Genomic DNA, 21,363 nt, shown 5'->3' with positions numbered 1-21,363 from the left:
TCGTCTATACGGGAGCGAAGCAATGACAAAACCTACACCTGAAAAAGCCGCACGACCGACACTGACACCCGCGATTATCGCCGCTATGCAGCCGGGCGTCGAACTGAGCGATCCAGATTACCCCGGTCTGCGCGTGCGCTGCACCGGCTCGGGTGCGAAGACATTCTTCTACCGATACCGCGGGGCCGACGGCGGGCTGCGGCAGATCAAGCTCGGCGAGTTTGGGGCGATGACGCTGGCCGGCGCGCGCAAAGCGCTGTCGGTCAAAAAGCAGGAGCGGGAGCAGGGCATCGACCCGCAGATGGAAAAGCGCAAGACGCGGGAAGAGGCAAAGCGGGCCCGCGAAGCGACGCGTCTGACAACCTACACCGTGGGCGATATGGTCCAGCACTATATCGACGAGGAACTGGATCAGCAGAAACGCGGCGGCGAAAGCGTGCGGCTGTTGAACCGCGAGCTGCTGCCGAAGCTCGGCGCGCGCCCCGCGGCGGCCGTCACGCGCAAGGAATTGCAGGACCTCGTTATTCGCCCGACGATGGCACGTGCGCCGCGCGTCGCGACGATGTTGCTCAGTCGCATCCGTTGCGCCTACGCGCACGCGGCCGAGCAGGGGCGGCTTCCTGATGACCACGTTTCGCCGACGGTCGGCATCAAGGGCGCCGCGCAGGTTCGGCGCAAGCGAGCATTCAGCGACAGCGAGATCGCGATGTTCTTGCGGTGGCTTCCAAACTCGCCGTTTTCCTTGTCAGTGCGGCACGCGCTTCAGTTGTCGCTGCTGACTGCAAGCCGGTCGGGCGAGATCGTCTCGGCGCGCTGGCGCGACATCGATCTCGATCGCGGCACCTGGGTCATGCAGGAGACGAAGAACGAGGAACCGCACACCGTCATGCTATCCCGCCAGGCTCTCGAGATCCTGCGGTACCGCCGAGAACTACATCCCGACTTCGTATTCCCGAGTCCGAAACGCAAAGACCGGCACATCGCGCAGAAGGCCATCGGCTTGGCCCAGTACGAAGCGAGGCAGGCGCGCGACGATCAACCGGCCGCTGACCCGCTCGCAGTGTCGTGGACGACTCACGACCTTCGCCGATCCGCCGCGACCGGCCTGGCGCGCCTTGGATGCCCGCGCGTCGTGCAAGATCGCATCCTGAACCACGTCGACGGTTCAGTCAGCGCAATCTACGACCAGCATCGGTACGATGACGAGGCGCGCGAGTATTTGCAGCGATGGGCCGACCATCTCGACGCGCTGCTCGTGCCGAATGTGACGGCTCTCGATGCGAGGGCTGCGTGATGGATACCCTTCTGACCGCACCGACGCCGGCAGAGATCCTTGAGAAGCAGCGCCTCGCCGAGCTTGAGTACGATCGGCGTCGCGCGTGTATCGACCTGCTCGTGCTTGCATATCACGAGGGTTACGTAAGCCTCGAAACAGTATGCCGACAGGCAAAAGACGTGCTCGCGACTTCTGAAACTACAGACCGCGGGCGCTGGCTGGCTTATGGTTCGATGCTTGACTGGGCGCTTTCGAAAACGCCGCCCGACGATGTTCGCAAGGCCAAGCTGCACACGGTTCCCGACTCGATGGCGGAAGCGGTGCGCGCTGTCGTGCGCAATATCGCCGAGAAAGAAGGGCTTCGCACGAAATCCAACGCCGCCGACGAAAAGACTCGCTTCGAACGCGCGCAGGAAGTCTTCGGAGAGTTGGGGCTGACCTTCACCGTGTCGTCGATTCTGAAATGCTGCGGGCACAAATGATTACCCCAGTTTGTCAGTAATCGGGGGCCGACAGAGGCGCTGCAAATAACGAAACTTGGACCTGTTCTAACCAATCACGGACAGCCAAGTGAAAACGAAAGACGACGCGACGCCCCGCCTTGTCGCCTCACATCGCAGCATCGAGCCCGAAGTCGTCGACATGACCGGGCTGCGCATCATGCTCGGTGGTCGCCCGCGCCAGTGGGTGTACGACCGGATGCGCGACGATTCGGCTTTTCCCCGTCCCATCAAGATCGGCACGTTCAAGAACGCATGGCTGATCCGCGAAGTGCGTGCCTATCTCGAAGCCCTGCCGCGTCACGAGCTGACCGGCTTGTCGGGCCCCGACTACCGTGCGTCGGTGGCGAAAGCCAAAGCGAGCGCCGCATGAGCATCTACTTCCAAATCGAAGCGACTGAAGATCCGAACGTCGTCTTGGTCCGCAGCTCGGCCAATCCGAACCCTGAGCGCAAGCCCGCTATGGCCGTCGCACTCGGCGATCTAGGCGGTGTGTTGCTTTTGCTGTGGGAAGCCGCGCAGAAGGGCGCGCGTACGGAATAGGGACGGCGTATCGGAGCGAGCTAACGCCCCGACCGCCTAGCACGACAGTAACGATTGGGAGAGGGTTACCGTGGCACTTGACAACGATTCTACGTTAGTACAACTGATTTTGACAACAACTCGTGAGCTGGTTGAGGCCTGCGTCTGTTCGTTCGCTCTGACGTCCCTCGCGCATTACATGGGGCTCTTCTGATGCCGATCAAACGAGGGCCGCGCCCTGATCGATTCGCGGTGACGCCTAACGACCTGCTCAACGACCCATCGCTGAATTGGGCCGAGATCGGCATGCTCGTCTTCTTGCTGAGCAAGCCGGATCATTGGAATATCAACGTGAAGGCGCTCATCAACAAGACTCGCGATGCCCGGCGCCCGGTTGGGCGTGATGCCGTCTACAAGATCCTCGATGACCTGACGGCGGCTGGATACGTCAGCCGAAAGCGCAAAGCCGACGGCTCGGTCGTCTGGACGATCTACGACAGGCCTCATCCGGGAAACCCGGAAAAGGGTGCAGAGCCTCATCCGGAAATTCCCCACGAGGAAACCACGCAAGGCTTTGAGGCATACGCAGAGCCTCATCCGGAAAACCCAGATCGGGATAACCCAGATCGGGCTTTTCCGGATGTATTAGTAAAGACTGAAAAGGCAGTAAAGACTGAAAAGGCATCTATGTCGGGTTCACCCGACGATGCCCTCAAGGTGCTGACGCACCTCAATGAAAAAGCCGGCCGGAAGTACAGGCCAGTATCGGCGAATGTCGACCTCATCCGGAAGCGGCTCAAGGAAGGGGCGACAGTCGAAGACTGCCTCGCAGTGATCGACTGTAAGTTCGATGAATGGGGCGACGATCCGAAAATGGCCGGGTATCTCCGGCCGGCGACACTCTTCAACGCGTCCAAGTTTGCCCAGTACATCGGCCAAGTCGACAACAGCGAAATCGACGATCAGTTCTTGGGGGCGATATGAACCGCCTCCCGATCAACGGCCAGCGACTGCTCGACATGCGGCGGCGCAAGCAACGGCCGGCGGGCGTCACACTGATCTCGTTCGTTGGCTGGCTGCCGTACTCGAATTTCCAACTCTCCGCGAATCCGACGGATTCCGTCGACTGGACGCCTATCGCCGGGCTGGAGATCGACGTGATGGTCAGCCGGGCAATGCCGTTCTCCGCAGTCGTGCGCCAGCTCGGGGCGATCGCTCTGGCCGCGCCCGACCACATGGTTCTGAGCTACGTCGAAGGGCCGCGCGTAGATTGCGGGCAGGCCCGGTACTCGTTGCAAACCTTCAATCCAAACACTGGACGGATGCTCTTCGACTGGTTCCCGATGGCCGTCGGCGTGCCGCACATTGCCGACGCCATTAAGCTCGAACGCCGTCTGTGGCACGAGCTCGGTAGATCCCTCCCGATTCCCTTCGATGACGCCGAGCGGCGCATCCTCACCCGCATGAAAAAGGAGGCCGCATGGCCCAAGTGATTCCCGACGACATCGATTTTGAACAATACCTTCGAGATGACGAAGACGGCCGCGCAAAGGTGCGTCCGGCTTCAGAATTTGTCGACGAGGTCGTCCAGTTGATCCACGGCGAAGAGGACGAGACCGGCAACAGCACGCCCTGGCCAAAGGTCGGGAACCTTCTCAAGTTCAGGCCCGGCGAAGTGTCGCTTTGGGCGGGAATCAACGGTCACGGAAAGTCGGGAGCGCTGGGGATGGTTGCTCTGAATTTCCTTGCGGAAGGCGCGCCCACTTGCATTGCGTCGATGGAAATGACCCCGCGGAAGACCTTGGAGCGCATGGCGAAGCAAGCCGCCGCGAGCGAAAAGCCGACGATCGAATACCTGGAGCGATTCGGCCAGTGGACAGATGGCCGTCTCTGGATCTACGCCCACATGGGGCAAGTCAAGAGTGACCGAATGCTCGCCGTCGCGCGGTACTGCCGCAAAGAGCTTGGCATTGAGCATGTGGTCATCGACTCCCTTCTGAAGTGTGGCATCGCGCCCGACGACTACGCCGGACAGAAGAACTTCGTCGACGCGCTTTGCGCGCTCGCGCGCGACACCGGTTTGCACATTCATCTCGTCCATCACATTCGAAAAGGCGAATCCGAGATGAGCGCGCCCGACAAGTTCGACATCAAAGGTGCTGGCGAAATTTCAGACCTCGTCGACAACGTCCTGCTGATCCACCGCAACAAACGGAAGGAAGCGGAGATGGTGAAAGCACTTGCCGGCAACAACCTCGACGCGCAGGAAAAGCTGCGCATGCAGGGAGACACGATTCTGATCTGCGCGAAGCAGCGTCATTTCTCGTGGGAAGGCCAGGTCAACCTGTTCTTCGACAAGCCGAGCCAGCAATTGCGCGAAGGCCCGAGTTCGACGCCGCGCTATATCGACTTCGACAACGGCGGATGGCAGCAGAAATGGGGTCGATGACTGTTGTGTGAAAACAACGGCGGGCGATTCGGAGGGGGAAACCCGGTTCCCTTCGCCGCCAATCCTGCTTCAGGTACCAACGCGCGAGGGACATAACCATGCGAGATCTTTCCGAAAAACTGATCAGCGATATCGAAATGCTCGACCGATCGGAGGCCCGGCCAACACCATTTAGCAAGCGCCTCGAAAACGCCTGCTTGAAGGATCGCGAGCTCGACATGCTCGTCTATGGCAACGAGCGCGCGACGACGTCCTCGCGCACGCGGCTGCTGTATGCGTGTGCGCGCTGGTGCTTCGCAATCGACGAGACCGTCGCGCTGCTCGATGCGCTTGACGGGCGCGCTGAACAGGCACCGATCTGATAGCAGCGTTCGACGCCCGCCTGGCCAGAATCTCGCCGATTGGGCGTCAAAACCTATACCGGGAACTACACAATGGACGATCCACCAGTACTGCGGTTCGGCGACGTCGACGTGCCCTTCACGAAACCCGTGATCTTCGTGTTGTGGATGCTTTACCTGCAGCCGCATCGCCCCGTGCCCGTTGCTTCAATCTTGAACGTCAAGCGCGACGCGGCGATCAAGCGCATTCAGCGCGGGGCCGAACGACTCGGCACGATCGACGCCAAGCTCGCGGTAAAGCTGCGCGAGCACGTGCATTGGGAAGGGGGCGTCGCGCGATACACGCCCCGGCGCTGAAAAATGTCACTGGCGTTGTAAACGGGGTGGCCGCGTGGGAGATTGGCGCATCTCAACGGGGAAACCTATGAAACGCACAACCATCCTGCGGGCCAAAGCGCAAGAAGCGGCCGTCGCGCTGCAGAACGCCATCGCAGCGCGCGACGCATCACTGGCTGAAGTCTCGCGCAACCCGTCGTCCGACAAGGCGCACACGGCGCTGAATGATGCGCTCGCAGCCGTGCCGCGCGCTAACGCCGAAGTCGAGGCGCTGGCAGCAGCGCTCGAGCAAGCGCAACGGCTCGACGACGCTGACGCGCTCGCAGAGAAGCGCGCCGCATGTCTCGACTACGCAAAGCGCGCGCTCGAAGTCGCCGGCAAGCGCGTCGAAGTCGCGAAGAAACTCGACGCACTGCTTGCGCGCCTGCCGGGCATCGTTGCCGAGTTCGCCGCGCTCGATACCGAAGCGCATTCGCTGATTGCTGCCGCACTGCCTCACGATCTGAAGCTGCCGCAGTACGGCAACTCGACCGCGATCAACTCGCTCTTCGACAGTCGGATATCGAAGGCGCTACTCGCACCGCTCGCCGCGGCCGGATTTCCTACTTGGGACAAGATCAGCGGCCCGACGTCTCTGAACGCGTCGCAACTCATCGCGTGGATCCAGGACGGAAGCCACTACTCTGGCGCGCATCCGGCCATCGCCATGAGCAAGGTGAAGATCGCCGACGCCGTGCAGGCTGCGAACGAAGTGCTCGCACGCGAGATTGAGCGTCTGCAGAAGCACGCCGGCTTGATCGAAGGCGACGACCCCGAAGACGCGATACCGTTCGTGCCGATCGCCCCGCCGCAGGTCAAGACCGTCATGGCGCGCGACCCGCACACTGGCGAGATGATCGAGCAGGAATATTCGATCGACGCGACCGAAGTCGTGTGGGGTGCGGCGAAATGAGCGATTTCGAAGCTATGGCCTCGCGCCTCTACGGCGGCTCGACGCCCACGACACCGCAAGCGCAAACCGTAATGCAGGGTGAAGCGGCACCGATCGAGAACCGTCTGTATCCCGATGCTGCGCCGTCGCCGCAAGCAGCCCCGCAGCCCGCTGCCGAGCCTGCCGCGATCGAATCCGAGACAGCGTCCGAGAAGCCGCAGGAAAGCGCACCGCAGGCCGAACAGACCGCAACCGAACCCGGCAAGCCCGAACTCCCCGATGCGATCCGCGAGCTGCGCGACGACCCGACGCGCCGCATGTTCAGCCCGCAAGGCACGTTTGCAAGCGTGCCGCTCGAAGACGCGATGGCGAACGTTGCCGCAGATCCTGAAGTGAAAGCCGCGGTCGCTCATGAATTTCGCGAGATCTTCGAGGACATCGGCGCGAGCCCGCAAGACGCGCACGAACTCGTTACCGCTGCTCGTGCTTTCACTGCCGAGCCGGTGACGCCTGAGCGCGACGCTTCTAACGTGAACTCGGCAATCGACGCGTTGAATCGGCAGTACGGCAAGGACGCAAAATCGGCGCTCGCAACCGCGCAGGCAATGATCAATCGCGACCCGCGCCTGGCGCAGATGCTCGATCGCACTCGACTCGGCAACGACCCGAAGACCGTACTGAAGATTGTGGCGCTCGCGCGCAGCAACCGCGGCCGACGCTGAGTATCGGCGTGGATATAGGTCAGCGCGGCGCCACGCCGTGAGCCCATAGCCAGCGCGTAACAAACACCAATACCGTAAAGGGGTAGGACATGATTCTCGATCAACAAAGCCTTTTCAGCGACGCGCAGGCGATCACCGTCAGTGCGAATTCGCAGAATGTCATTGACCACCTGCTGACGACGCAACTGCCGTACGGCGCGGTGAATCAACCAATCGGCGTTCTCGCGCAAGTGAACCAGCCCTTCGCTGGCGGCACGTCGCTGCAGATCTCGCTCGTGTCGGCCGATGACTCGGCTCTGTCGTCGAACGTCGTCACGCACCTGACGACGGGCGTAATCCCCGTCGCGTCGCTCACGCAGGGTGTACAGGCGCTCGCCGCGCGCGTGCCGCAGCAGAAGCTGCGCAAGTATCTTGGCCTGAAGTACACGGTCGTCGGCACGATGACCGCGGGCACGATCACGGCGGGGCTCGTCGAAGACATCAACTCGGTGATGCGCACGACGGACTTCACGAAAGGCTTCTCGGTGGCGTGATGGCTCGCGACGTCGAAAGCGGCAAATTTCTGCCCGGCACTTCGGGCAACCCGGGCGGCAGAATGTCCAATGCCGCCCGGCGTCTGCGCGAGTTGATGGAACAGGACGTGGAGCTCTTCTATGCGCAGTTGGTTGCTGGCGCGAAAGAGGGCGATCCTACGTGCCTGAAAATCTATTTCGACCGCATCCTGCCCGCGCTGAAGCCCGCCAACCCGCCGACGCAGCTTCCGGCACTCTATGCCGCCGCCAACCTCACCGAAGCCACTCGCGCCGTCACAGACGCGATCGCGCGCGGCGATCTCTCGATTGAAGACGGCCAGCGATTGCTGATGGGGATCGGTGCAACTGTGCGCGTAGAGGAGCACGACGAGGTCAAGCGTGCGATCGCCGGCATCCAGGCGAAGCTCGGCATTAAGAAAGAGACCGGAGACGATGTATGAGCACGCCATTGCTGCGCCAGCTTCGCATACTCGAAGCCAGCACGGACGCCTTTCTAGCTCGCAGATCCACATCATTTACGGCTGAAGATCGAGCACAGCGTACCTACAGTCTTATCCGATCTCTGGCGTCGACGAACAGTAGCTGCAGCGCGCTGGCGCCGACACCGCACGACGGTCACTGGCCCTACCTGCCGTCTCGTTATGACGAACCGAACGTGATGCGCTATGACGCGCTGGTGGCGATGGTTGAGGCTTGTGGTCATCGGCTGTTGGTGTTGTTCCGCGACACGATAGGTACGCCTCCCGAGCTTCCGAGCGGCGGCATCGTGCCGCTCTATTTTGCGAAGGATGATGCCGAGCCGTTGATCAGCTTCTGGTTCGAACCGACCTCGCACTCTGCACTGGTATAGCTGCACGTATCACTTTTCAATCAATGTCCGTCGACGGTGCCGAGAGCCGGGCGACAAACACCGATGACAGGGCGGCGTACCGCCGAAAACAATAGGGAACATCATGCCAACAGTACCGAGTGAGGTGGCAGCCGCCGCGATGGACCCGCCGCGCTCGCCGTCCCCAGGCGAGCATTCCATTACGCAGATCGGCAAGTACCGTATCGAGTCGCTGTTGGGCGCCGGCGCGATGGGCATCGTCTATCGCGCGTTCGACCCGCACATCGAGCGCCACGTCGCGCTGAAGACGGTTCGCCGCGAGTTGTTCGAAAGCTGCGAGCGGGAGAGCCTGAAGGAGTGTTTGCGTAACGAGGCGCAGACAGCCGGCCGGCTCGCGCATCCGAATATCGTCGGCGTGTATGACTACGGCGAGACGGCGGACACCGCCTATATCGCGATGGAACTAGTGAGCGGCCAAGGACTGAAGCAATGGCTCGACACTGGCCGTCCGCTCGAACTCGCCACCGCGCTCGACTGGTTCGGGCAACTGCTCGCCGCGCTCGGGTTCGCTCACGAGCACGGCGTCGTGCATCGCGACATCAAGCCCGCCAATCTGCTCGTGAGCGCGCAGGGGCAGCTGAAGGTCGCGGACTTCGGCCTCGCGCACGACAGCGTCAGCGTCAGCGCGGACGATGCGACGTGCGCGATGCTAGGCACGCCGAGCTACATGTCGCCGGAGCAGTTCACCGGCGAGCCCGTCGACGGGCGCTCGGATCTCTTTTCCGCCGCGATTGTGCTCTATCAGATGCTCACAGGATGCCGTCCTTTCGCGGGCGCATCGCGGGCCGAGGTCATGTGGCAGATCATGTACGAGACGCCGCGCGTGCCGTCCGCCTGCAATCCAGCACTGTCGTCCGCCTGCGACGACGTGCTGATGCACGCACTGTCCCGGCGTCCCGATGCGCGCTTCCAGACGGCTCACGCGCTGCGGCGGGCGCTCGACGATGCGACGGACGGCTCGCCCCTCATCGCGACGACGATTACTTCAAGGCGCGCGGCGTGACGAACCCGACCGACGGCCAGATGCTCGGCGCGTATTGGACGATGAGATCTCTTTCCGCAAACAGGTGACACTATGCAAAAGCCAATCAGCCGCCTGCTAGAACTCTGCGCGAGTCTCGAAGACGCCTGCAAAGCCGCTGGGAAGCAAGGCGATATGTCCGACCTACTAGCGCTGCCGCGCGTTCGGCTCATGGCGTTACAGAACGCCATTGACAACATCACGCTCAACTCAGCGAAGCTGTTTAGTGTGATGGCGTTTCACACGAAAGCGCAGAAGACGTCGGCGCGTTTGATCTTCCGCTTCGCAATGTGTTCCGAGCGCCAGTTCGGCAGACCAGTCAGTCACCGCGAAGCGCTGGCGCTGCTCGATGAAGTGCTCGCGGCACTCCCTTGCCTCGTCGCTGCCATCAAGGAATTCGACGGCGCGTGCAGCGAGCTCGCCGAGATGTTCCACTGAGCGCGTCGCACATACCGAACGCTTGTGCGCACATACTCAAAGGATTCTGATAGGAGTCCTTTTGATGACCGTATCAAGCGCAACCCGAAAAGCAGGCCCGTTCGACGGTAACGGAGTGACGACCACGTTCCCGTTCACGTTCAAAGTTTTCAGCAAAGACGACGTCCAAGTCGTGCTGACGAATGCGAACGGCGCCGACACCCCGCTCGCGCTCGACGCCGACTATTCCATAACGCTGAATGGCGATCAAAACGGCTCGCCGGGCGGCTCGGTCACCTATCCACTGTCCGGTTCGCCGCTGCCTTCCGGCTCCAAGCTCACGCTTACCGGCGATCTGCCGAATCTGCAACTGACCAACATCACCAATCAAGGCGGCTTTTACCCCGAAATCATCGAGACGATGGTCGACCGGGCGACGATCCAGATTCAGCAGCTTGCCGAAGAACTCGCGCGCAGTATTCGCGTTTCCGTATCCGATGCGTCCGTCGGCCTGCAGTTGCCGAACAGCGTTGCCCGCGCGAGCACGACGCTCGGCTTTGATGCTAATGGGAATCTCACAGTGCTGCCGATCCCGGCGTCTGTCGGCGCGGGGGACTTGCGTAACGAGACTTTCACGTCGGGCGTTGATTTCACGCCCGACATTTCGACGTCACTTTTGCTTTCGCGCTCGTACGGTACGGCCGCGAATATTTCCGTCTTCTTCGACGGGGCGTTCCAAGGCCCCGACCAGATCGCATCGCTAAACGGTAATGTGCTGACGTTCACCGCGCCGATTCCGTCTGGTGTTCAGAAGGTGTACGTGAAAGGCGGCACGACGCTGTCTCTGTCGCTTCCGCCGCTGCAGAGCATTATCGACACGATGCTCGCCGCCGGCTCGAAGATCTATAACCGCGCAAACAACTGGATCGACGTCAAGGACTATGGCGCGAAGGGCGACGGCGTGACGGACGATACAGCTGCGGTGCAGGCTGCGATCAACGCCGCGGCGCCGTTCCCGTACATGGGCAGCACGCGCGCGACGGAGCTGCACAGCGTCATCGGCACCGTTTATTTCCCGTCTGGAACATACAAGGTGTCGTCGAAGATCCGCCTCGCGCCGGGGCTGCACCTGCTCGGCGACAACGCGACGACCGACTATCCGAGCCGCGACGGTGTGAACGGCGTTGGCACCGGCGGGATCAAGCGCTTCGGCTCGTGCATCTACTCGACGTTCGCGAACCAGCAGAGCTATGCGCTGGACACGTCGCCGTGGAGCAGCACAGGCACGCGGAGCGATGACTATCTGCAGACCGCCGCAGATTCGAGCGCTGGCACGCACACGCAGATGCAGGGCATCGTCATCGAGAACATGTCGCTGATCGGCGCATGGACGTGCCGCGGCTTGAATCTCGCCGGTGCCGACACCTTCCGCCTAAAGAACGTGTTCATTAAGGGCTTTAACGTCGGCGTGCGCTGCTCCGCGGTCTGGTACGGCCGCGCCGAGAACGTGACGATCGAGTCGAACTATCGCGCCTGGATCAATGCAATCGGCTGTACGGATGTGCAACTCGACAACTGCGCACTACGCAACGGTGTCGACGGCGTGACGTACAGCGCGTCGGCGAGCGGGCGCGAACCGTCCGACCCGCCTACGACGACCAATCTCACGCAGGCGATGCTCGACCAGAACGTCGGCGTTGTCAGCTATTACTCGACCATCTCCTCCGACAATACCGCGCTCGAAAATTTCCAGACAGCGATCCTGTCGTCGAACACGGTCGATCGGCACACGAATCTATATGTCGAGGGTATCTCGGACGTCGTGCTGCGCGTCGCGAACTTCGACGGCCAGAACGGCTATTACCACTTCGACACGATCAATCCAAACGGGGCATCGTGCGATCTGCTGTGGTGCAGCCTCGCGCGTGTGGAGGTCGATTGCAACTGGACAAACTACACACCCGGCAACTATCGCAAGCTGATCGGCTTTCTGAACGCGCCAGGCAATAGCCGCGATCTCATTCCGATCTTCAATGCGCGGTTCACAACGAACGCTGGCGACACGCTCGGCCCACAGTTCTATCGAAAACGCCCTGACGACTACAACGTGGGCAACTGGACGCCGTCCCTTTCATTTGGTGGGAACAGCGCAGGCACGCCAGATCTCGCTTATGGGCGATGGCACCGCATCGGAAATCGCGTCTTCTGCGATTTCAACATCCATATCGCAACGCTCAGCGGCGCAACCGGGCAGGCGCTAATCAGCGGCTTGCCGTTTAACTCAGACACGACGACGAATCACATCTCGGTCGGCGTTGTCGGGTACTCGTCCAATTCCCCGTCCGACGTTCGTCTGAACATAACGTGGAATTCGGGCGCGACTGCCTCTCTCGTCAACTCGACCGGCGTCGCGCTCACGAATTCGGGGTTCAGCAACGGTGTGCAGTTGGCAGGATCGTTCTCTTACGAGGTTCAGGCCGGCCAGTAAGGCGAAGAGAATATCGACGCATCGAGGAAATGTATGCGACAGATGATAGGTGTCACCGAAAGAGGCATGCGTGTCGGGCAAGATCACCAGCGCGCGAAGCTGTCGAATCGCGACGTCGAACTGATCCGGCAGATGCACGAGGAAAAGATAACCCGCAGAGTCATCGCCGAAAAGTTCGGGGTAAGCGTAAGTCTGGTCGACAAGGTTGCAAACTACCGGCGCCGGGTTCAGGTGGCAACGCGGTACAAGCAGGCCCTGTGAAGCCGATCGCCAGGATCAATCACGGAAGAACTGCGGATATTCGCGCTTGATCTTGGCGATGACGTCGTCCATGTAAATGTCGCGCCGCAGCTCCTGCGTAATCTGCTTCGCCTCGACCGCAGCGCGAATTAGCGCATCTCTCGCGACGGCCGGAAGGATCGAGGCAACGAATGGCATTGACGTGTCGAGCATGGCGGAGCTCCGTGGGTTAACCGGATTTTAATGCAGTTGGCCCTCGTTTGAGCCGTGCTTTGCTTATGCCCCATGGAGCCGCTTTAAGACGCGCACAGCCGCGAGGAGATGACGCGCGATCTCTTCGATGGCTCGCTGCTCGTCCGTCTTCGTGTCGTTCTCGTTGACCTGCGTCGGCGGGACTTCCTTGGATCGCCGGAAGCTTATGAAGTCGACGACGTTGCTCGTGGGTGCAGAATGGTGCGAGGCGAGTGTTGTTCCCTTAGACATGGCTGATCTCCCTTTCGACGATGCGTGCAACGGCAAGAAGAGCGTCGCCGGTAATATCGAGCGCGTCGGCGTACGTGGGCGCGAGCGCCGCGCGCTTGATTGCGTCGCGGGCGATGAATTCGATGATGGCGGGGCTTATGTGCCGCGTCTGTGCGGCGGGTGGCTTTCGCATGGAATCGCTCCTAGTCGAGACTGGGACCCGTTTTTGAGACGGGCGGGCAGGAGCTCAAAACCGCGACTAGACGGCGGGCATATTTCCCTTACGGGTCTTGTATTAGCCGCACTCCCGCCCATTGGCACGAAACCTATGGACGCAAAAATAGCCACGTTCTTTCGGGGTGGCTTGCCGCTAGTCGTTGGTGTTTTGAGCACCGTGAAGCGAAGCATAGAGGGCGGGGTATACGATCGTCAAGCAGTTTTCGTGACGGGACCATCGACAAGATCGCGAATTATCGGCGGCGCAACGTGGCAGCAAAGCGGTACAAGCGCGACGATCGTTAGCTACCGCCTAAAGCATCGACCGGTGGATGCCGATAGACCGACGCCGACTCGATCAAGATCACCGGCATGAAGCGGTACTCGAAGCAAGCGGCGCGGTTCAAGCGGGCGTCCAGTGTCGATGTCGTGACGGGCGCTCGCGGGTGCCCGGTCATGACATAGTCGACGAATGAGGCGCTGTGCGCTAAGCGCGCGGGGCTCGCACCGGCCGGTGAACTGCTAGCGGCGAATGTCGATCTGCTTCGATTGACGCGCGGGGTCAAGTTCTGCCGCGCGCGGCCGATATCGTCGGCATGGACAACCGAACAGAGATGCAGATCCGCCACTACGTGCGGGTAATTGAACTTGTGCGCAAGCGCGAAGGCCGGCCGATACCGTCAGACTTCGAGCGCGACACGCCAGAATGGCGCGAATGCGTCGAGCAGATGAAGGCGCAGTTACGCCACGCCCTGAGTTACGATTGGAATGCGCCGCTCGCCTTTGAGCGGGACATGCAGATCAATGTCGATAACGTCGAGGACGTCGAGTTCGTCGACGCGCCAAGAAAGGGCAAAGCATGACGCAACGAAAGATCCGGCGGACGCAGGAACGCTTGTTCGCGCCGCACCACATGCTACTGAACGCCGCTCGGCACGCGCTCGAAGCCGCTCGGACGGAGCCGAAGGGCAGTTTCTACGGGCAGCTGAGCGCCATGACGTTTTCTGCGCTCGCCTTGGAAGCGCTGAGTAATGCGATCGGGGCAGCGGTAATTAAGGATTGGAAAGACTTCGACAGCGCAAGGCCGATGGCAAAACTGCGGATCTTGGCCGACGAACTCGGCGTCGCCTACGCCGGTGACCAAAATCCGTGGGCGACTGCGCGGTGGATGATGGGATTTCGAAACGCAATCGCGCATGCCAAGTCTGAGCCACTGGAGACCGACGAGATCATAAGCGAGCGGGAAGACGAGAATCGCCTGTTCGACTGGCCGCAATCCAAGCTTGAAAGGGAAATAACGGCGGGCAATGCAGAGCGCGCATTTGCGGCGGTAGAAGAAATCAAGCGCTTATTGCTCGATTGTATTCCTGTCGACAAGCGATTGGGTTTGGAGGTCGACGGCGCGACCGGCAGCAGTACGCTTCACACCGACTGAAGCGCAGGTGTCGGCGTTAGTGTAGGTTTGCGGCTGCGCTACCTTCTAACGCAGGTCGATTGTAGCTCAGATACTGCTGCATCATGGGCGTGTGCTGCGACAGGTCCGCGAGCGGCGCGGCGGTGTCGGGGGAAGTGTCGGGGAGTGCCGTGTGATTGCCCATCTTGCGTGCTGTGAAAGCCGGAACGACCAGACGACCGGACGCGACGTGCGCCGGCCGCAAATCAGCCGATAGGGCATGAGTTTAACCTGTAGCGGGATGACGGCGGAGTCGGCCGAACGGCCAATGAGATGTCGCTAGAGGACTGAGATGGCGAGGGCACGCGTGCATTGCGCCCTCACGGCTGTCGCGAGGGCGCAGCACGCCGCCGGAATACGCGCAATGCGGTCCCGGCTGCAAGTTTCGATGATGCCGAAGCGCCTCACGCGCGCCCGGCGAGATAACCGACGAGCAACGCGAGACCGGCCACCGCGCCGAGCGTATGCCACGGCCTGTCATGGACGAAGTCGTCGGCGTAACCGGCGGCGTCGTTCAGCCTGCCCGCCAGCGCGCCGTTCGCGCCATTCAACTGCGAACGCGCGGTTTTCAGTTTCGACTGCAACTCCTTGCGCAGCTTGTCCGTATCGATGTCCTTCGCGTTCTGGATAGAGCTTTCCAGATCGTCGAGCAGACTTCGCAACTGGCCGCTGGCCGAATCGACGGCGTCACTCGCACCGCGCACCGCGCGCTGGCCGAGATCGGCTGCGCCATTGATCTTGCTGTCGAGCGTCGAACGTGTGAACAATCCCATTTCCTTGCTCCTTTATTGACGTTGCCGAGTAATGATTATGGCCGGGTCCGCTTCGCATTCGTCACTGTAATCACAGCTCGCGCGGCAATCCCGGCGCGCGCCTACAGCGTTACGACTTCGCCCCGCCGCCTGCGTTCCATCCCTCTTCCTCGTCCGCCGGCGCCGGGGTATGAACCCAGAATACACCGTGGAGCAAGCTTCATTCCTCGACCAGCGCGCCGAGATCCGTTTCACGCTCGTTTTGCGTGTGGCGGCGCATCGCGAGCGCCATCATCAGGCACACGAAAAGGCCGAATACGACGATGATCCACTGCACCGGCACCTTGGTCGTGAGAAGCAGCGCATAGGCGCCGAGCATCGCGAGCACGGCGAGATTCTGGTTGAAGTTCTGCACCGCGATGGAATGCCCGGCGGACAGCAGCGTCGCGCCGCGATGCTGGAGGATCGCGTTCATCGGCACGATGAAAAAGCCTGACAAGCCGCCCAGCGCAATCATCAGCGGATACGCCATCAGGATATATGCCGGCGCGAACAACGGACCGATCTGCACGCCCGATCCCGCCGGGAACAGATCCTTGTTGTAGAACGCCATCGCGACCGACACCGCGCCGATGAGCACGCCCACCGGCAGCACCTTAAGCGACTGGCGCAGCACGATCCACGCGGACGCCGCCGCCGCGCCGAGCGCGATGCCGATGCCCGTCACGCCCTGCAGGACGGCGGCTTTCGAGAGTGTCAGGCCGAGGTTCGCATCGGCCCATTTGAGCACGAGCAACTGGAGCGTGACGGCCGCGCCCCAGAGCAGCGTCGTGACCCACAGCGCGATCTGCGCGAGCTTGTCCTTCCACAACACCTTGAAGCAATGCGAGAAATCGTGGACGAGCCGGGTCGGCTGGTTCAAGAGATTCGGGTAGCGCGCGCCGGTGTCCGGAATGAACACATTGATGACGGCCGCCGACGCATAGATCACCATCACGGCGAACAGCGCGGCGTGCGCGGCGGTGCTCACGAGCGGCAGATGCGCATGCGTGACCCAGCGCCCGACGACCTGACTCACCAGCGCGCCGCCGATCACGGTGCCGAGAATCGTCGAGCCGACCGTGGCGGATTCGAGCCATGCGTTCGCCGCGATCAGCTTCTGCGGCGGCAGGAGCTCGGTGAGAATGCCGTACTTCGCGGGCGAATACGCAGCCGCGCCCAGACCGACGACGCCGTACGCGAGCATCGGATGGACGCCTGCGATCATCATCGCGCAGCCGGCCGCCTTGAGCGCGTTCGAGACGAACATGACGTGGCGCTTCTGGATGGCATCGGCGAATGCGCCCACGAATGGTGCGAGCACCACGTACGAAATCGTGAAGAAGATTTGCAAAAGCGGCGTGACCCACGGCGCCGAATGCACGACGGCGAGCATGGCGATGGCGGCGATCAAGAGCGCATTGTCGGCGAGCGACGAAACGAACTGCGCGGCGATGATCGTGTAGAAGCCTTTCTTCATGAGCAGGGGTGACGTGTGGCGCGGCACGCGCCGAAGGAGCGGACAGACGGGGGAAAAGCTTGCACTGTAGCGGAGCCCCGCATTCGTTGCAGAGCAGGCGGCGCGCCCGAAGCGCGAGGGAAGAGAAACGACGGAGCGCAGGGCGCGCCCCGTCGATGCGGCTTATTCGCCGGTCAGACGCGTGCGCGAGTACATGTCGAGAATCTTGATCATCTGCGCGTACACCTTCGGATTGGCCGCGACGATCTCGTTCTTGAAGAGGAAATCCGATTCGCCGGTGTAGTTGCCGACGAGCCCGCCCGCTTCCGTCACCATCAGGCTGCCGGCCGCCACGTCCCACGGATGGATGCCTTGCTCGAAGAAACCGTCGAGACGCCCGGCCGCGACGTTCGCGAGATCAAGCGCGGCGGCGCCCGGCCGGCGCAGGCCCGCGCACGACAGCGTCATTTCGCTGAAGAGGCGCATGTAGCCGTTCAGGCCCTGGCCGTCGCGGAACGGGAAGCCCGTGCCGATGAGCGCATCCGACAGACGATCCAGCTTGCCGACGCGGATGCGCCGTTCGTTCAGATACGCGCCGCGGCCGCGCGATGCGGTGAAGAGGTCGTTGCGGGTCGGATCGTAGATGACGGCCTGCTGCACGACGCCCTTGTGCGCGAGCGCGATCGACACGCAGTAGTACGGGAAGCCGTGAATGAAGTTGGTGGTGCCGTCGAGCGGATCGATGATCCACTGGAACTCCGACTCGCGATCCGTTTCGCCGGATTCTTCGGCGAGGATGGAGTGATCGGGATAGGCGGTGTGCAGCGTCTCGATGATCGCGGCTTCGGACGCCTTGTCGACTTCCGTCACGAAGTCGTTGTGCTGTTTCTTGCTGACCTGGATGCGGTCCAGATCGAGCGACGCGCGATTGATGATCTGTCCGGCGCGGCGTGCGGCCTTGACAGCGATGTTGAGCATCGGATGCATGAGCGAAATCCTCTGACGGCCGGCGCTCACGTGAAATGAATGCGCGGACGGAAAAGTTGGCGACAACGACTATGTCGACGAAAGACGAATTGAATAAGAGCGGTGCGTCCGCGCGAAGGTTCGACTGAATGAAAAAACCGTTCGCGGCGCGCGAAGGGGCCATTTTACCCGAAAGTGGCCGCGCGTTTTCGCCGCTTCGGCAAAGCGCGTTAACATACCGGGTTCGAACATTCAGCACAGATCGCGCCTTGGAACCCAACGAACTTTCCGCGCCCGCAGGCGGCTTCACCTCCACGCGCTTCATCCTCGTCGAGCCGAGTCATCCCGGCAATGTCGGCGCGGCCGCGCGCGCGTTGAAGACGATGGGCTTCGCGCGCCTCGTCCTCGTCGCGCCGCGCTTAGCCGACGTCAAGAACGAGCCCGAAGCCATCGCGATGGCCTCCGGCGCCGATGACGTCCTCGCGTCCGCGCATGTCGTCGATACGCTCGCCGATGCCTTGGTCGGCGTGCACTGGTCGGTCGCGCTCACGGCGCGCATGCGCGAATACGGTCCGCCGCAGATGCCGCCGCGCGCGCTCGCCGAACGCGCGCACGAATTCGTGCGTCACGGCGACATCGCGCTCGTATTCGGCAACGAGCGCACGGGGCTGTCGAACGCGGATGTCGAGCGCTGCAGCGCGCTCGCGCATATTCCCGCCAATCCCGCGTACAGCTCGCTCAATCTCGCGCAGGCCGTTCAGGTGCTCGCCTACGAGCTGCGGCTCGCGTTTCAGGCGCCCGCGAGTGCGCTCGCCGTCGTCGAATCGGCGGGGCAGAGCGCGTCGAGCGAAGAAATCGAAGGCATGTACGCGCATCTCGAAGACGCGCTCGTCGCGCTCGATTTCCTCGATCCGGCCAATCCGAAGAAACTGATGTCGCGCGTGCGGCGGCTCTTCGCGCGATCGGGGCTGGAGCGCGAAGAAGTGAATATCCTCCGCGGAATGGCGAAGCACATCCTGCTGCACACGAAGAAAGACTAGAACGCGCGTGCCCTCGCGGGCTCTCGTCTGGCCGATGGCGACGACCGCGCTGCCGTCGGGGGCATCGAGCGAACTCTGCGCGCTCGTCCTACAATCGGCGAAAAACGGCGACAGCCGATATAAGCTTTGCGCGTTCCGTGCTTTAGGTTTTCATTGCACGGACGCCCGCGCGCCCCTTCCCACAATCGAGATACCGCCATGTTCGACCGACTTCGCGAAGACATCGCCGCCATCCGCGAGCGCGATCCCGCCGCCCGCAGCGCCTGGGAAGTCGTCACCTGTTATCCCGGGCTGCACGCGATCGTGCTGCATCGCGTAGCGAACGCGTGCTGGCGCGGGCAATGGCGCTGGCTCGCGCGGTTCGTGTCGCAGATCGCGCGCTTTCTCACGGGCATCGAGATTCATCCGGGCGCGACGCTCGGGCGGCGCGTGTTCATCGATCACGGCATGGGCGTGGTGATCGGCGAGACGGCGGAAATCGGCGACGACTGCACGATCTATCAGGGCGTGACGCTCGGCGGCACGTCGCTCACGCGCGGGGCGAAGCGCCATCCGACGCTCGAACGCGGCGTGATCGTCGGTGCGGGCGCGAAGGTGCTCGGCGGCTTTACCGTCGGCGCGGAAGCGAAGATCGGATCGAACGCGGTGGTCGTGAAGCCGGTGCCGGCGGGCGGCACGGCGGTGGGCAATCCGGCGCGCATCGTGATGCCGGCGGTTGCGAAGCCGAAGGAAACGAAGAGCGAAGGCTTCTGCGCCTACGGCATCACGCCGAACGCGGACGATCCTGTCTCGCTCGCGATCCACGGCCTGATCGATCACGCGTCGACGCAGACGCAGCGCATCGATGACATCGTCGCGGCGCTGGAGCGGCTCGGCGCGCGCGTCGAAGCGCTCAATGCTGTCGATGGCGCCGCGCTCGTCGATCTCAAGCGCCTGTGCACGTCGATGGACGGCAAGACCACGGAAGAGCGCGTCGCGTCGCTCGAACGCTAGAGCGGCAACGCGCGCACGCCTTCGTCATCGAGGCGCAGATAGCCGCCGCGCGGCGTGTTCGCGTCCAGTTCCCAGTCGGGCAGGACCCAGCGCACGCCCGCGACTTCGCGATGCATCGCCGGACGATGCGTGTGGCCGTGAATCAGCGTAGTCGTGTGGCTGTGGATGAACAGCTCGGACACCGCTTTTTTCGTGACATCGTATTTCGCCTTGTCGCCCATCACGCGCGAGCCTTCGCTTTTCGTGCGCATGCGCTGGCCGATCGCGAGGCGCGTATGGAGCGGCAACGCCAGAAAAAGACGCTGCGCGAAGCGGTTGCGCGCGAACTTGCGGAAACCCTGATACGCGCGATCCGCCGTGCACAGGCCATCGCCGTGCGCGAGCACGACGCGCCTGCCGAACGCGGTGATCACGAACGGGTCGGGCAGCGGCATTGCGCCCGCGTCTTTCATGAAGCGCTTGCCCAGCAGGAAATCGCGATTGCCGTGCATCACGTAGAGACCGATGCCGCGTTCGGAGAGCGTGTGCATGAGGCGCGTCATGCGGCGCGCGAAGGTGGCGCGCGCGTCGTTCGCGGGGCCATCGAGAACGTCGTCGCCGATCCAGAACTCGAACAGGTCGCCGAGAATGAAAACGGAGTCCGCATCGTTCGCCGTGACCTCGATGAAATGCTCGAAGGCCGCGACCGTTTTCGGAATCGCTTCCGAGAGATGCAGATCGGCAATGAAAAACAGCGGGCGCGCGTTGTTCGCTGCACCCGCTGCTTCGCGATCGAATGAAGTCTTCGTATCGATCATGCAATGACCAGTATCAGACCACGACGGCCTTCTCGATCACCACGTCGTCGACCGGCACGTCCTGATGGAAGCCCTTCGAACCGGTCTTGACCTTCTTGATCTTCTCGACGACATCCATGCCTTCGACCACCTTGCCGAACACCGTGTAGCCCCAGCCTTGCGGCGTCGGCGACGAATGGTTCAGGAAGTCGTTGTCCTTCACGTTGATGAAGAACTGCGCGGTCGCCGAATGCGGATCGTTCGTGCGCGCCATCGCGACCGTGCCGGCGTCGTTCTTGAGACCGTTGTTCGCTTCGTTGTTGACCGGCGCATCGGTCGGCTTCTGGTTCATGCCCGGCTCGAAGCCGCCGCCCTGGATCATGAAGCCGTCGATCACGCGGTGGAACACGGTGTTGTCGTAGTGACCCTTCTTCACGTAGGCGAGGAAGTTCTCGACGGTCTTCGGCGCCTTCTCCGCGTCCAGTTCCAGCTTGATGACGCCGTGGTTGGTATGTAGTTCGACCATGATGATGTTCACTCCA

The 21,363-nt window shown here is 62.1% G+C and carries 29 protein-coding genes; 22 read left to right on the top strand and 7 right to left on the bottom strand.

Annotation, left to right across the window (positions count from 1 at the left end):
- The first annotated feature begins 22 nt into the window (after positions 1–22).
- The 18 genes from QCE73_RS08980 (at position 23) to QCE73_RS08895 (ending at position 12,686) form a co-directional block, all read left to right on the top strand.
- Positions 23–1,294 carry a tyrosine-type recombinase/integrase gene (locus QCE73_RS08980; RefSeq protein ID WP_309880804.1) on the top strand — a complete coding sequence of 424 codons (1,272 nt, stop codon included), beginning with the start codon at positions 23–25 and terminating at the stop codon, positions 1,292–1,294.
- Positions 1,294–1,758 (top strand): hypothetical protein, encoded by a 465-nt coding sequence (locus QCE73_RS08975; protein ID WP_309880803.1) that lies wholly within the window; start codon positions 1,294–1,296, stop codon positions 1,756–1,758. The genes QCE73_RS08980 and QCE73_RS08975 overlap by 1 nt, the downstream gene beginning before the upstream one ends.
- Before the next feature lie 88 nt (positions 1,759–1,846).
- Positions 1,847–2,149 carry a hypothetical protein gene (locus tag QCE73_RS08970; protein WP_309880802.1) on the top strand — a complete coding sequence of 101 codons (303 nt, stop codon included), beginning with the start codon at positions 1,847–1,849 and terminating at the stop codon, positions 2,147–2,149.
- The gene (locus tag QCE73_RS08965; RefSeq protein ID WP_309880801.1) at positions 2,146–2,319 is read left to right on the top strand and encodes a hypothetical protein; all 174 of its coding nucleotides are present in this window, start codon (positions 2,146–2,148) and stop codon (positions 2,317–2,319) included. Before QCE73_RS08970 ends, QCE73_RS08965 begins: the two co-directional genes overlap by 4 nt.
- Before the next feature lie 192 nt (positions 2,320–2,511).
- Positions 2,512–3,282 (top strand): conserved phage C-terminal domain-containing protein, encoded by a 771-nt coding sequence (locus QCE73_RS08960; protein WP_309880800.1) that lies wholly within the window; start codon positions 2,512–2,514, stop codon positions 3,280–3,282.
- Entirely contained in the window at positions 3,279–3,791 is a 513-nt protein-coding gene (locus QCE73_RS08955) for a histidine ammonia-lyase (protein WP_309880798.1), read from the top strand. Before QCE73_RS08960 ends, QCE73_RS08955 begins: the two co-directional genes overlap by 4 nt.
- The gene (locus tag QCE73_RS08950) at positions 3,779–4,747 is read left to right on the top strand and encodes an AAA family ATPase (RefSeq protein WP_309880796.1); all 969 of its coding nucleotides are present in this window, start codon (positions 3,779–3,781) and stop codon (positions 4,745–4,747) included. The genes QCE73_RS08955 and QCE73_RS08950 overlap by 13 nt, the downstream gene beginning before the upstream one ends.
- Before the next feature lie 137 nt (positions 4,748–4,884).
- A complete protein-coding gene (locus tag QCE73_RS08945) occupies positions 4,885–5,109 on the top strand; it encodes a hypothetical protein (RefSeq protein ID WP_309880794.1) in 225 nt (74 codons plus the stop codon).
- Between the two features lie 39 nt (positions 5,110–5,148).
- Positions 5,149–5,445 (top strand): hypothetical protein, encoded by a 297-nt coding sequence (locus QCE73_RS08940; protein ID WP_309880793.1) that lies wholly within the window; start codon positions 5,149–5,151, stop codon positions 5,443–5,445.
- Between the two features lie 67 nt (positions 5,446–5,512).
- Positions 5,513–6,376 carry a hypothetical protein gene (locus tag QCE73_RS08935; RefSeq protein ID WP_309880792.1) on the top strand — a complete coding sequence of 288 codons (864 nt, stop codon included), beginning with the start codon at positions 5,513–5,515 and terminating at the stop codon, positions 6,374–6,376.
- Complete coding sequence (locus QCE73_RS08930; RefSeq protein ID WP_309880791.1) at positions 6,373–7,077, top strand: hypothetical protein; 705 nt, start codon at positions 6,373–6,375, stop codon at positions 7,075–7,077. The genes QCE73_RS08935 and QCE73_RS08930 overlap by 4 nt, the downstream gene beginning before the upstream one ends.
- 89 nt (positions 7,078–7,166) lie before the next feature.
- Positions 7,167–7,610 (top strand): Bbp16 family capsid cement protein, encoded by a 444-nt coding sequence (locus QCE73_RS08925; protein WP_309880790.1) that lies wholly within the window; start codon positions 7,167–7,169, stop codon positions 7,608–7,610.
- Positions 7,610–8,050: a DUF5681 domain-containing protein gene (locus QCE73_RS08920; RefSeq protein ID WP_309880789.1), complete on the top strand. Its 441-nt coding sequence runs from the start codon at positions 7,610–7,612 to the stop codon at positions 8,048–8,050. The genes QCE73_RS08925 and QCE73_RS08920 overlap by 1 nt, the downstream gene beginning before the upstream one ends.
- Positions 8,047–8,460 (top strand): hypothetical protein, encoded by a 414-nt coding sequence (locus tag QCE73_RS08915; RefSeq protein WP_309880787.1) that lies wholly within the window; start codon positions 8,047–8,049, stop codon positions 8,458–8,460. The genes QCE73_RS08920 and QCE73_RS08915 overlap by 4 nt, the downstream gene beginning before the upstream one ends.
- A 103-nt stretch (positions 8,461–8,563) precedes the next feature.
- Positions 8,564–9,502: a serine/threonine-protein kinase gene (locus QCE73_RS08910; RefSeq protein ID WP_309880784.1), complete on the top strand. Its 939-nt coding sequence runs from the start codon at positions 8,564–8,566 to the stop codon at positions 9,500–9,502.
- A gap of 72 nt (positions 9,503–9,574) precedes the next feature.
- A complete protein-coding gene (locus tag QCE73_RS08905) occupies positions 9,575–9,958 on the top strand; it encodes a hypothetical protein (protein WP_309880783.1) in 384 nt (127 codons plus the stop codon).
- A 64-nt stretch (positions 9,959–10,022) separates the two neighbouring features.
- Positions 10,023–12,425 carry a glycosyl hydrolase family 28-related protein gene (locus QCE73_RS08900; RefSeq protein ID WP_309880779.1) on the top strand — a complete coding sequence of 801 codons (2,403 nt, stop codon included), beginning with the start codon at positions 10,023–10,025 and terminating at the stop codon, positions 12,423–12,425.
- Between the two features lie 66 nt (positions 12,426–12,491).
- Positions 12,492–12,686: a helix-turn-helix domain-containing protein gene (locus QCE73_RS08895; protein WP_309880777.1), complete on the top strand. Its 195-nt coding sequence runs from the start codon at positions 12,492–12,494 to the stop codon at positions 12,684–12,686.
- 15 nt (positions 12,687–12,701) lie between these two features.
- On the opposite strand, the gene QCE73_RS08890 is transcribed toward QCE73_RS08895, so the two are convergent.
- Both QCE73_RS08890 and QCE73_RS08885 read right to left on the bottom strand, forming a co-directional pair.
- Positions 12,702–12,878, bottom strand: coding sequence for a hypothetical protein (locus tag QCE73_RS08890; protein ID WP_309880775.1), 177 nt, complete (start codon positions 12,876–12,878; stop codon positions 12,702–12,704).
- A 262-nt stretch (positions 12,879–13,140) separates the two neighbouring features.
- On the bottom strand, positions 13,141–13,320 hold the full coding sequence (locus tag QCE73_RS08885; RefSeq protein ID WP_309880774.1) for a hypothetical protein: 180 nt from the start codon (positions 13,318–13,320) through the stop codon (positions 13,141–13,143).
- A gap of 619 nt (positions 13,321–13,939) precedes the next feature.
- On the opposite strand from QCE73_RS08885, the gene QCE73_RS08880 reads away from it, so the two are divergent.
- Both QCE73_RS08880 and QCE73_RS08875 read left to right on the top strand, forming a co-directional pair.
- The gene (locus tag QCE73_RS08880) at positions 13,940–14,206 is read left to right on the top strand and encodes a hypothetical protein (RefSeq protein ID WP_309880772.1); all 267 of its coding nucleotides are present in this window, start codon (positions 13,940–13,942) and stop codon (positions 14,204–14,206) included.
- Positions 14,203–14,778 (top strand): hypothetical protein, encoded by a 576-nt coding sequence (locus QCE73_RS08875; RefSeq protein ID WP_309880771.1) that lies wholly within the window; start codon positions 14,203–14,205, stop codon positions 14,776–14,778. The genes QCE73_RS08880 and QCE73_RS08875 overlap by 4 nt, the downstream gene beginning before the upstream one ends.
- A gap of 422 nt (positions 14,779–15,200) precedes the next feature.
- Here the strand turns inward: QCE73_RS08875 and QCE73_RS08870 are convergent, their stop codons facing one another.
- The 3 genes from QCE73_RS08870 to QCE73_RS08860 all read right to left on the bottom strand — a co-directional run bounded on the left by QCE73_RS08870 (position 15,201) and on the right by QCE73_RS08860 (position 18,033).
- Positions 15,201–15,569, bottom strand: a complete 369-nt coding sequence (locus QCE73_RS08870) for a YqjD family protein (protein WP_187608832.1) — start codon at positions 15,567–15,569, stop codon at positions 15,201–15,203.
- 199 nt (positions 15,570–15,768) lie between these two features.
- Positions 15,769–17,067 (bottom strand): lysophospholipid transporter LplT, encoded by a 1,299-nt coding sequence (gene lplT, locus QCE73_RS08865; RefSeq protein WP_309880770.1) that lies wholly within the window; start codon positions 17,065–17,067, stop codon positions 15,769–15,771.
- A gap of 162 nt (positions 17,068–17,229) precedes the next feature.
- The gene (locus tag QCE73_RS08860; RefSeq protein WP_309880769.1) at positions 17,230–18,033 is read right to left on the bottom strand and encodes an inositol monophosphatase family protein; all 804 of its coding nucleotides are present in this window, start codon (positions 18,031–18,033) and stop codon (positions 17,230–17,232) included.
- Positions 18,034–18,161: 128 nt separating this feature from the next.
- Between QCE73_RS08860 and QCE73_RS08855 the strand changes: the two genes are divergently transcribed.
- Positions 18,162–19,052, top strand: coding sequence for an RNA methyltransferase (locus QCE73_RS08855; protein WP_309880768.1), 891 nt, complete (start codon positions 18,162–18,164; stop codon positions 19,050–19,052).
- A 198-nt stretch (positions 19,053–19,250) separates the two neighbouring features.
- Entirely contained in the window at positions 19,251–20,045 is a 795-nt protein-coding gene (cysE, locus tag QCE73_RS08850) for a serine O-acetyltransferase (RefSeq protein ID WP_309880767.1), read from the top strand.
- Here the strand turns inward: cysE and QCE73_RS08845 are convergent.
- Together QCE73_RS08845 and QCE73_RS08840 are read right to left on the bottom strand one after the other, a co-directional pair.
- Entirely contained in the window at positions 20,042–20,842 is an 801-nt protein-coding gene (locus tag QCE73_RS08845; RefSeq protein WP_035503042.1) for a UDP-2,3-diacylglucosamine diphosphatase, read from the bottom strand. The two genes, cysE and QCE73_RS08845, sit on opposite strands and share 4 nt — an antisense overlap.
- Positions 20,843–20,855: 13 nt before the next feature.
- Positions 20,856–21,347, bottom strand: coding sequence for a peptidylprolyl isomerase (locus QCE73_RS08840; RefSeq protein ID WP_035503121.1), 492 nt, complete (start codon positions 21,345–21,347; stop codon positions 20,856–20,858).
- Positions 21,348–21,363 lie beyond the last annotated feature (16 nt).

This window comes from Caballeronia sp. LZ029, from assembly GCF_031451275.1.
GTDB classification, from domain to species: Bacteria; Pseudomonadota; Gammaproteobacteria; order Burkholderiales; family Burkholderiaceae; genus Caballeronia; species Caballeronia jiangsuensis.
This window is presented reverse-complemented; position numbering and strand designations above follow the sequence as displayed.

Excerpts from the sequence above, each read along its gene's own strand:
- QCE73_RS08980 (WP_309880804.1), top strand. The coding sequence starts at position 23 with ATGACAAAACCTACACCTGAAAAAGCCGCACGACCGACACTGACACCC.
- QCE73_RS08975 (WP_309880803.1), top strand. The coding sequence starts at position 1,294 with ATGGATACCCTTCTGACCGCACCGACGCCGGCAGAGATCCTTGAGAAG.
- QCE73_RS08965 (WP_309880801.1), top strand. The coding sequence starts at position 2,146 with ATGAGCATCTACTTCCAAATCGAAGCGACTGAAGATCCGAACGTCGTC.
- QCE73_RS08960 (WP_309880800.1), top strand. The coding sequence starts at position 2,512 with ATGCCGATCAAACGAGGGCCGCGCCCTGATCGATTCGCGGTGACGCCT.
- QCE73_RS08955 (WP_309880798.1), top strand. The coding sequence starts at position 3,279 with ATGAACCGCCTCCCGATCAACGGCCAGCGACTGCTCGACATGCGGCGG.
- QCE73_RS08950 (WP_309880796.1), top strand. The coding sequence starts at position 3,779 with ATGGCCCAAGTGATTCCCGACGACATCGATTTTGAACAATACCTTCGA.
- QCE73_RS08945 (WP_309880794.1), top strand. The coding sequence starts at position 4,885 with ATGCTCGACCGATCGGAGGCCCGGCCAACACCATTTAGCAAGCGCCTC.
- QCE73_RS08935 (WP_309880792.1), top strand. The coding sequence starts at position 5,513 with ATGAAACGCACAACCATCCTGCGGGCCAAAGCGCAAGAAGCGGCCGTC.
- QCE73_RS08930 (WP_309880791.1), top strand. The coding sequence starts at position 6,373 with ATGAGCGATTTCGAAGCTATGGCCTCGCGCCTCTACGGCGGCTCGACG.
- QCE73_RS08925 (WP_309880790.1), top strand. The coding sequence starts at position 7,167 with ATGATTCTCGATCAACAAAGCCTTTTCAGCGACGCGCAGGCGATCACC.
- QCE73_RS08920 (WP_309880789.1), top strand. The coding sequence starts at position 7,610 with ATGGCTCGCGACGTCGAAAGCGGCAAATTTCTGCCCGGCACTTCGGGC.
- QCE73_RS08915 (WP_309880787.1), top strand. The coding sequence starts at position 8,047 with ATGAGCACGCCATTGCTGCGCCAGCTTCGCATACTCGAAGCCAGCACG.
- QCE73_RS08910 (WP_309880784.1), top strand. The coding sequence starts at position 8,564 with ATGCCAACAGTACCGAGTGAGGTGGCAGCCGCCGCGATGGACCCGCCG.
- QCE73_RS08905 (WP_309880783.1), top strand. The coding sequence starts at position 9,575 with ATGCAAAAGCCAATCAGCCGCCTGCTAGAACTCTGCGCGAGTCTCGAA.
- QCE73_RS08900 (WP_309880779.1), top strand. The coding sequence starts at position 10,023 with ATGACCGTATCAAGCGCAACCCGAAAAGCAGGCCCGTTCGACGGTAAC.
- QCE73_RS08895 (WP_309880777.1), top strand. The coding sequence starts at position 12,492 with ATGCGTGTCGGGCAAGATCACCAGCGCGCGAAGCTGTCGAATCGCGAC.
- QCE73_RS08890 (WP_309880775.1), bottom strand. The coding sequence starts at position 12,878 with ATGCTCGACACGTCAATGCCATTCGTTGCCTCGATCCTTCCGGCCGTC.
- QCE73_RS08885 (WP_309880774.1), bottom strand. The coding sequence starts at position 13,320 with ATGCGAAAGCCACCCGCCGCACAGACGCGGCACATAAGCCCCGCCATC.
- QCE73_RS08880 (WP_309880772.1), top strand. The coding sequence starts at position 13,940 with ATGGACAACCGAACAGAGATGCAGATCCGCCACTACGTGCGGGTAATT.
- QCE73_RS08875 (WP_309880771.1), top strand. The coding sequence starts at position 14,203 with ATGACGCAACGAAAGATCCGGCGGACGCAGGAACGCTTGTTCGCGCCG.
- QCE73_RS08870 (WP_187608832.1), bottom strand. The coding sequence starts at position 15,569 with ATGGGATTGTTCACACGTTCGACGCTCGACAGCAAGATCAATGGCGCA.
- lplT (WP_309880770.1), bottom strand. The coding sequence starts at position 17,067 with ATGAAGAAAGGCTTCTACACGATCATCGCCGCGCAGTTCGTTTCGTCG.
- QCE73_RS08860 (WP_309880769.1), bottom strand. The coding sequence starts at position 18,033 with ATGCATCCGATGCTCAACATCGCTGTCAAGGCCGCACGCCGCGCCGGA.
- QCE73_RS08855 (WP_309880768.1), top strand. The coding sequence starts at position 18,162 with ATGAAAAAACCGTTCGCGGCGCGCGAAGGGGCCATTTTACCCGAAAGT.
- cysE (WP_309880767.1), top strand. The coding sequence starts at position 19,251 with ATGTTCGACCGACTTCGCGAAGACATCGCCGCCATCCGCGAGCGCGAT.
- QCE73_RS08845 (WP_035503042.1), bottom strand. The coding sequence starts at position 20,842 with ATGATCGATACGAAGACTTCATTCGATCGCGAAGCAGCGGGTGCAGCG.
- QCE73_RS08840 (WP_035503121.1), bottom strand. The coding sequence starts at position 21,347 with ATGGTCGAACTACATACCAACCACGGCGTCATCAAGCTGGAACTGGAC.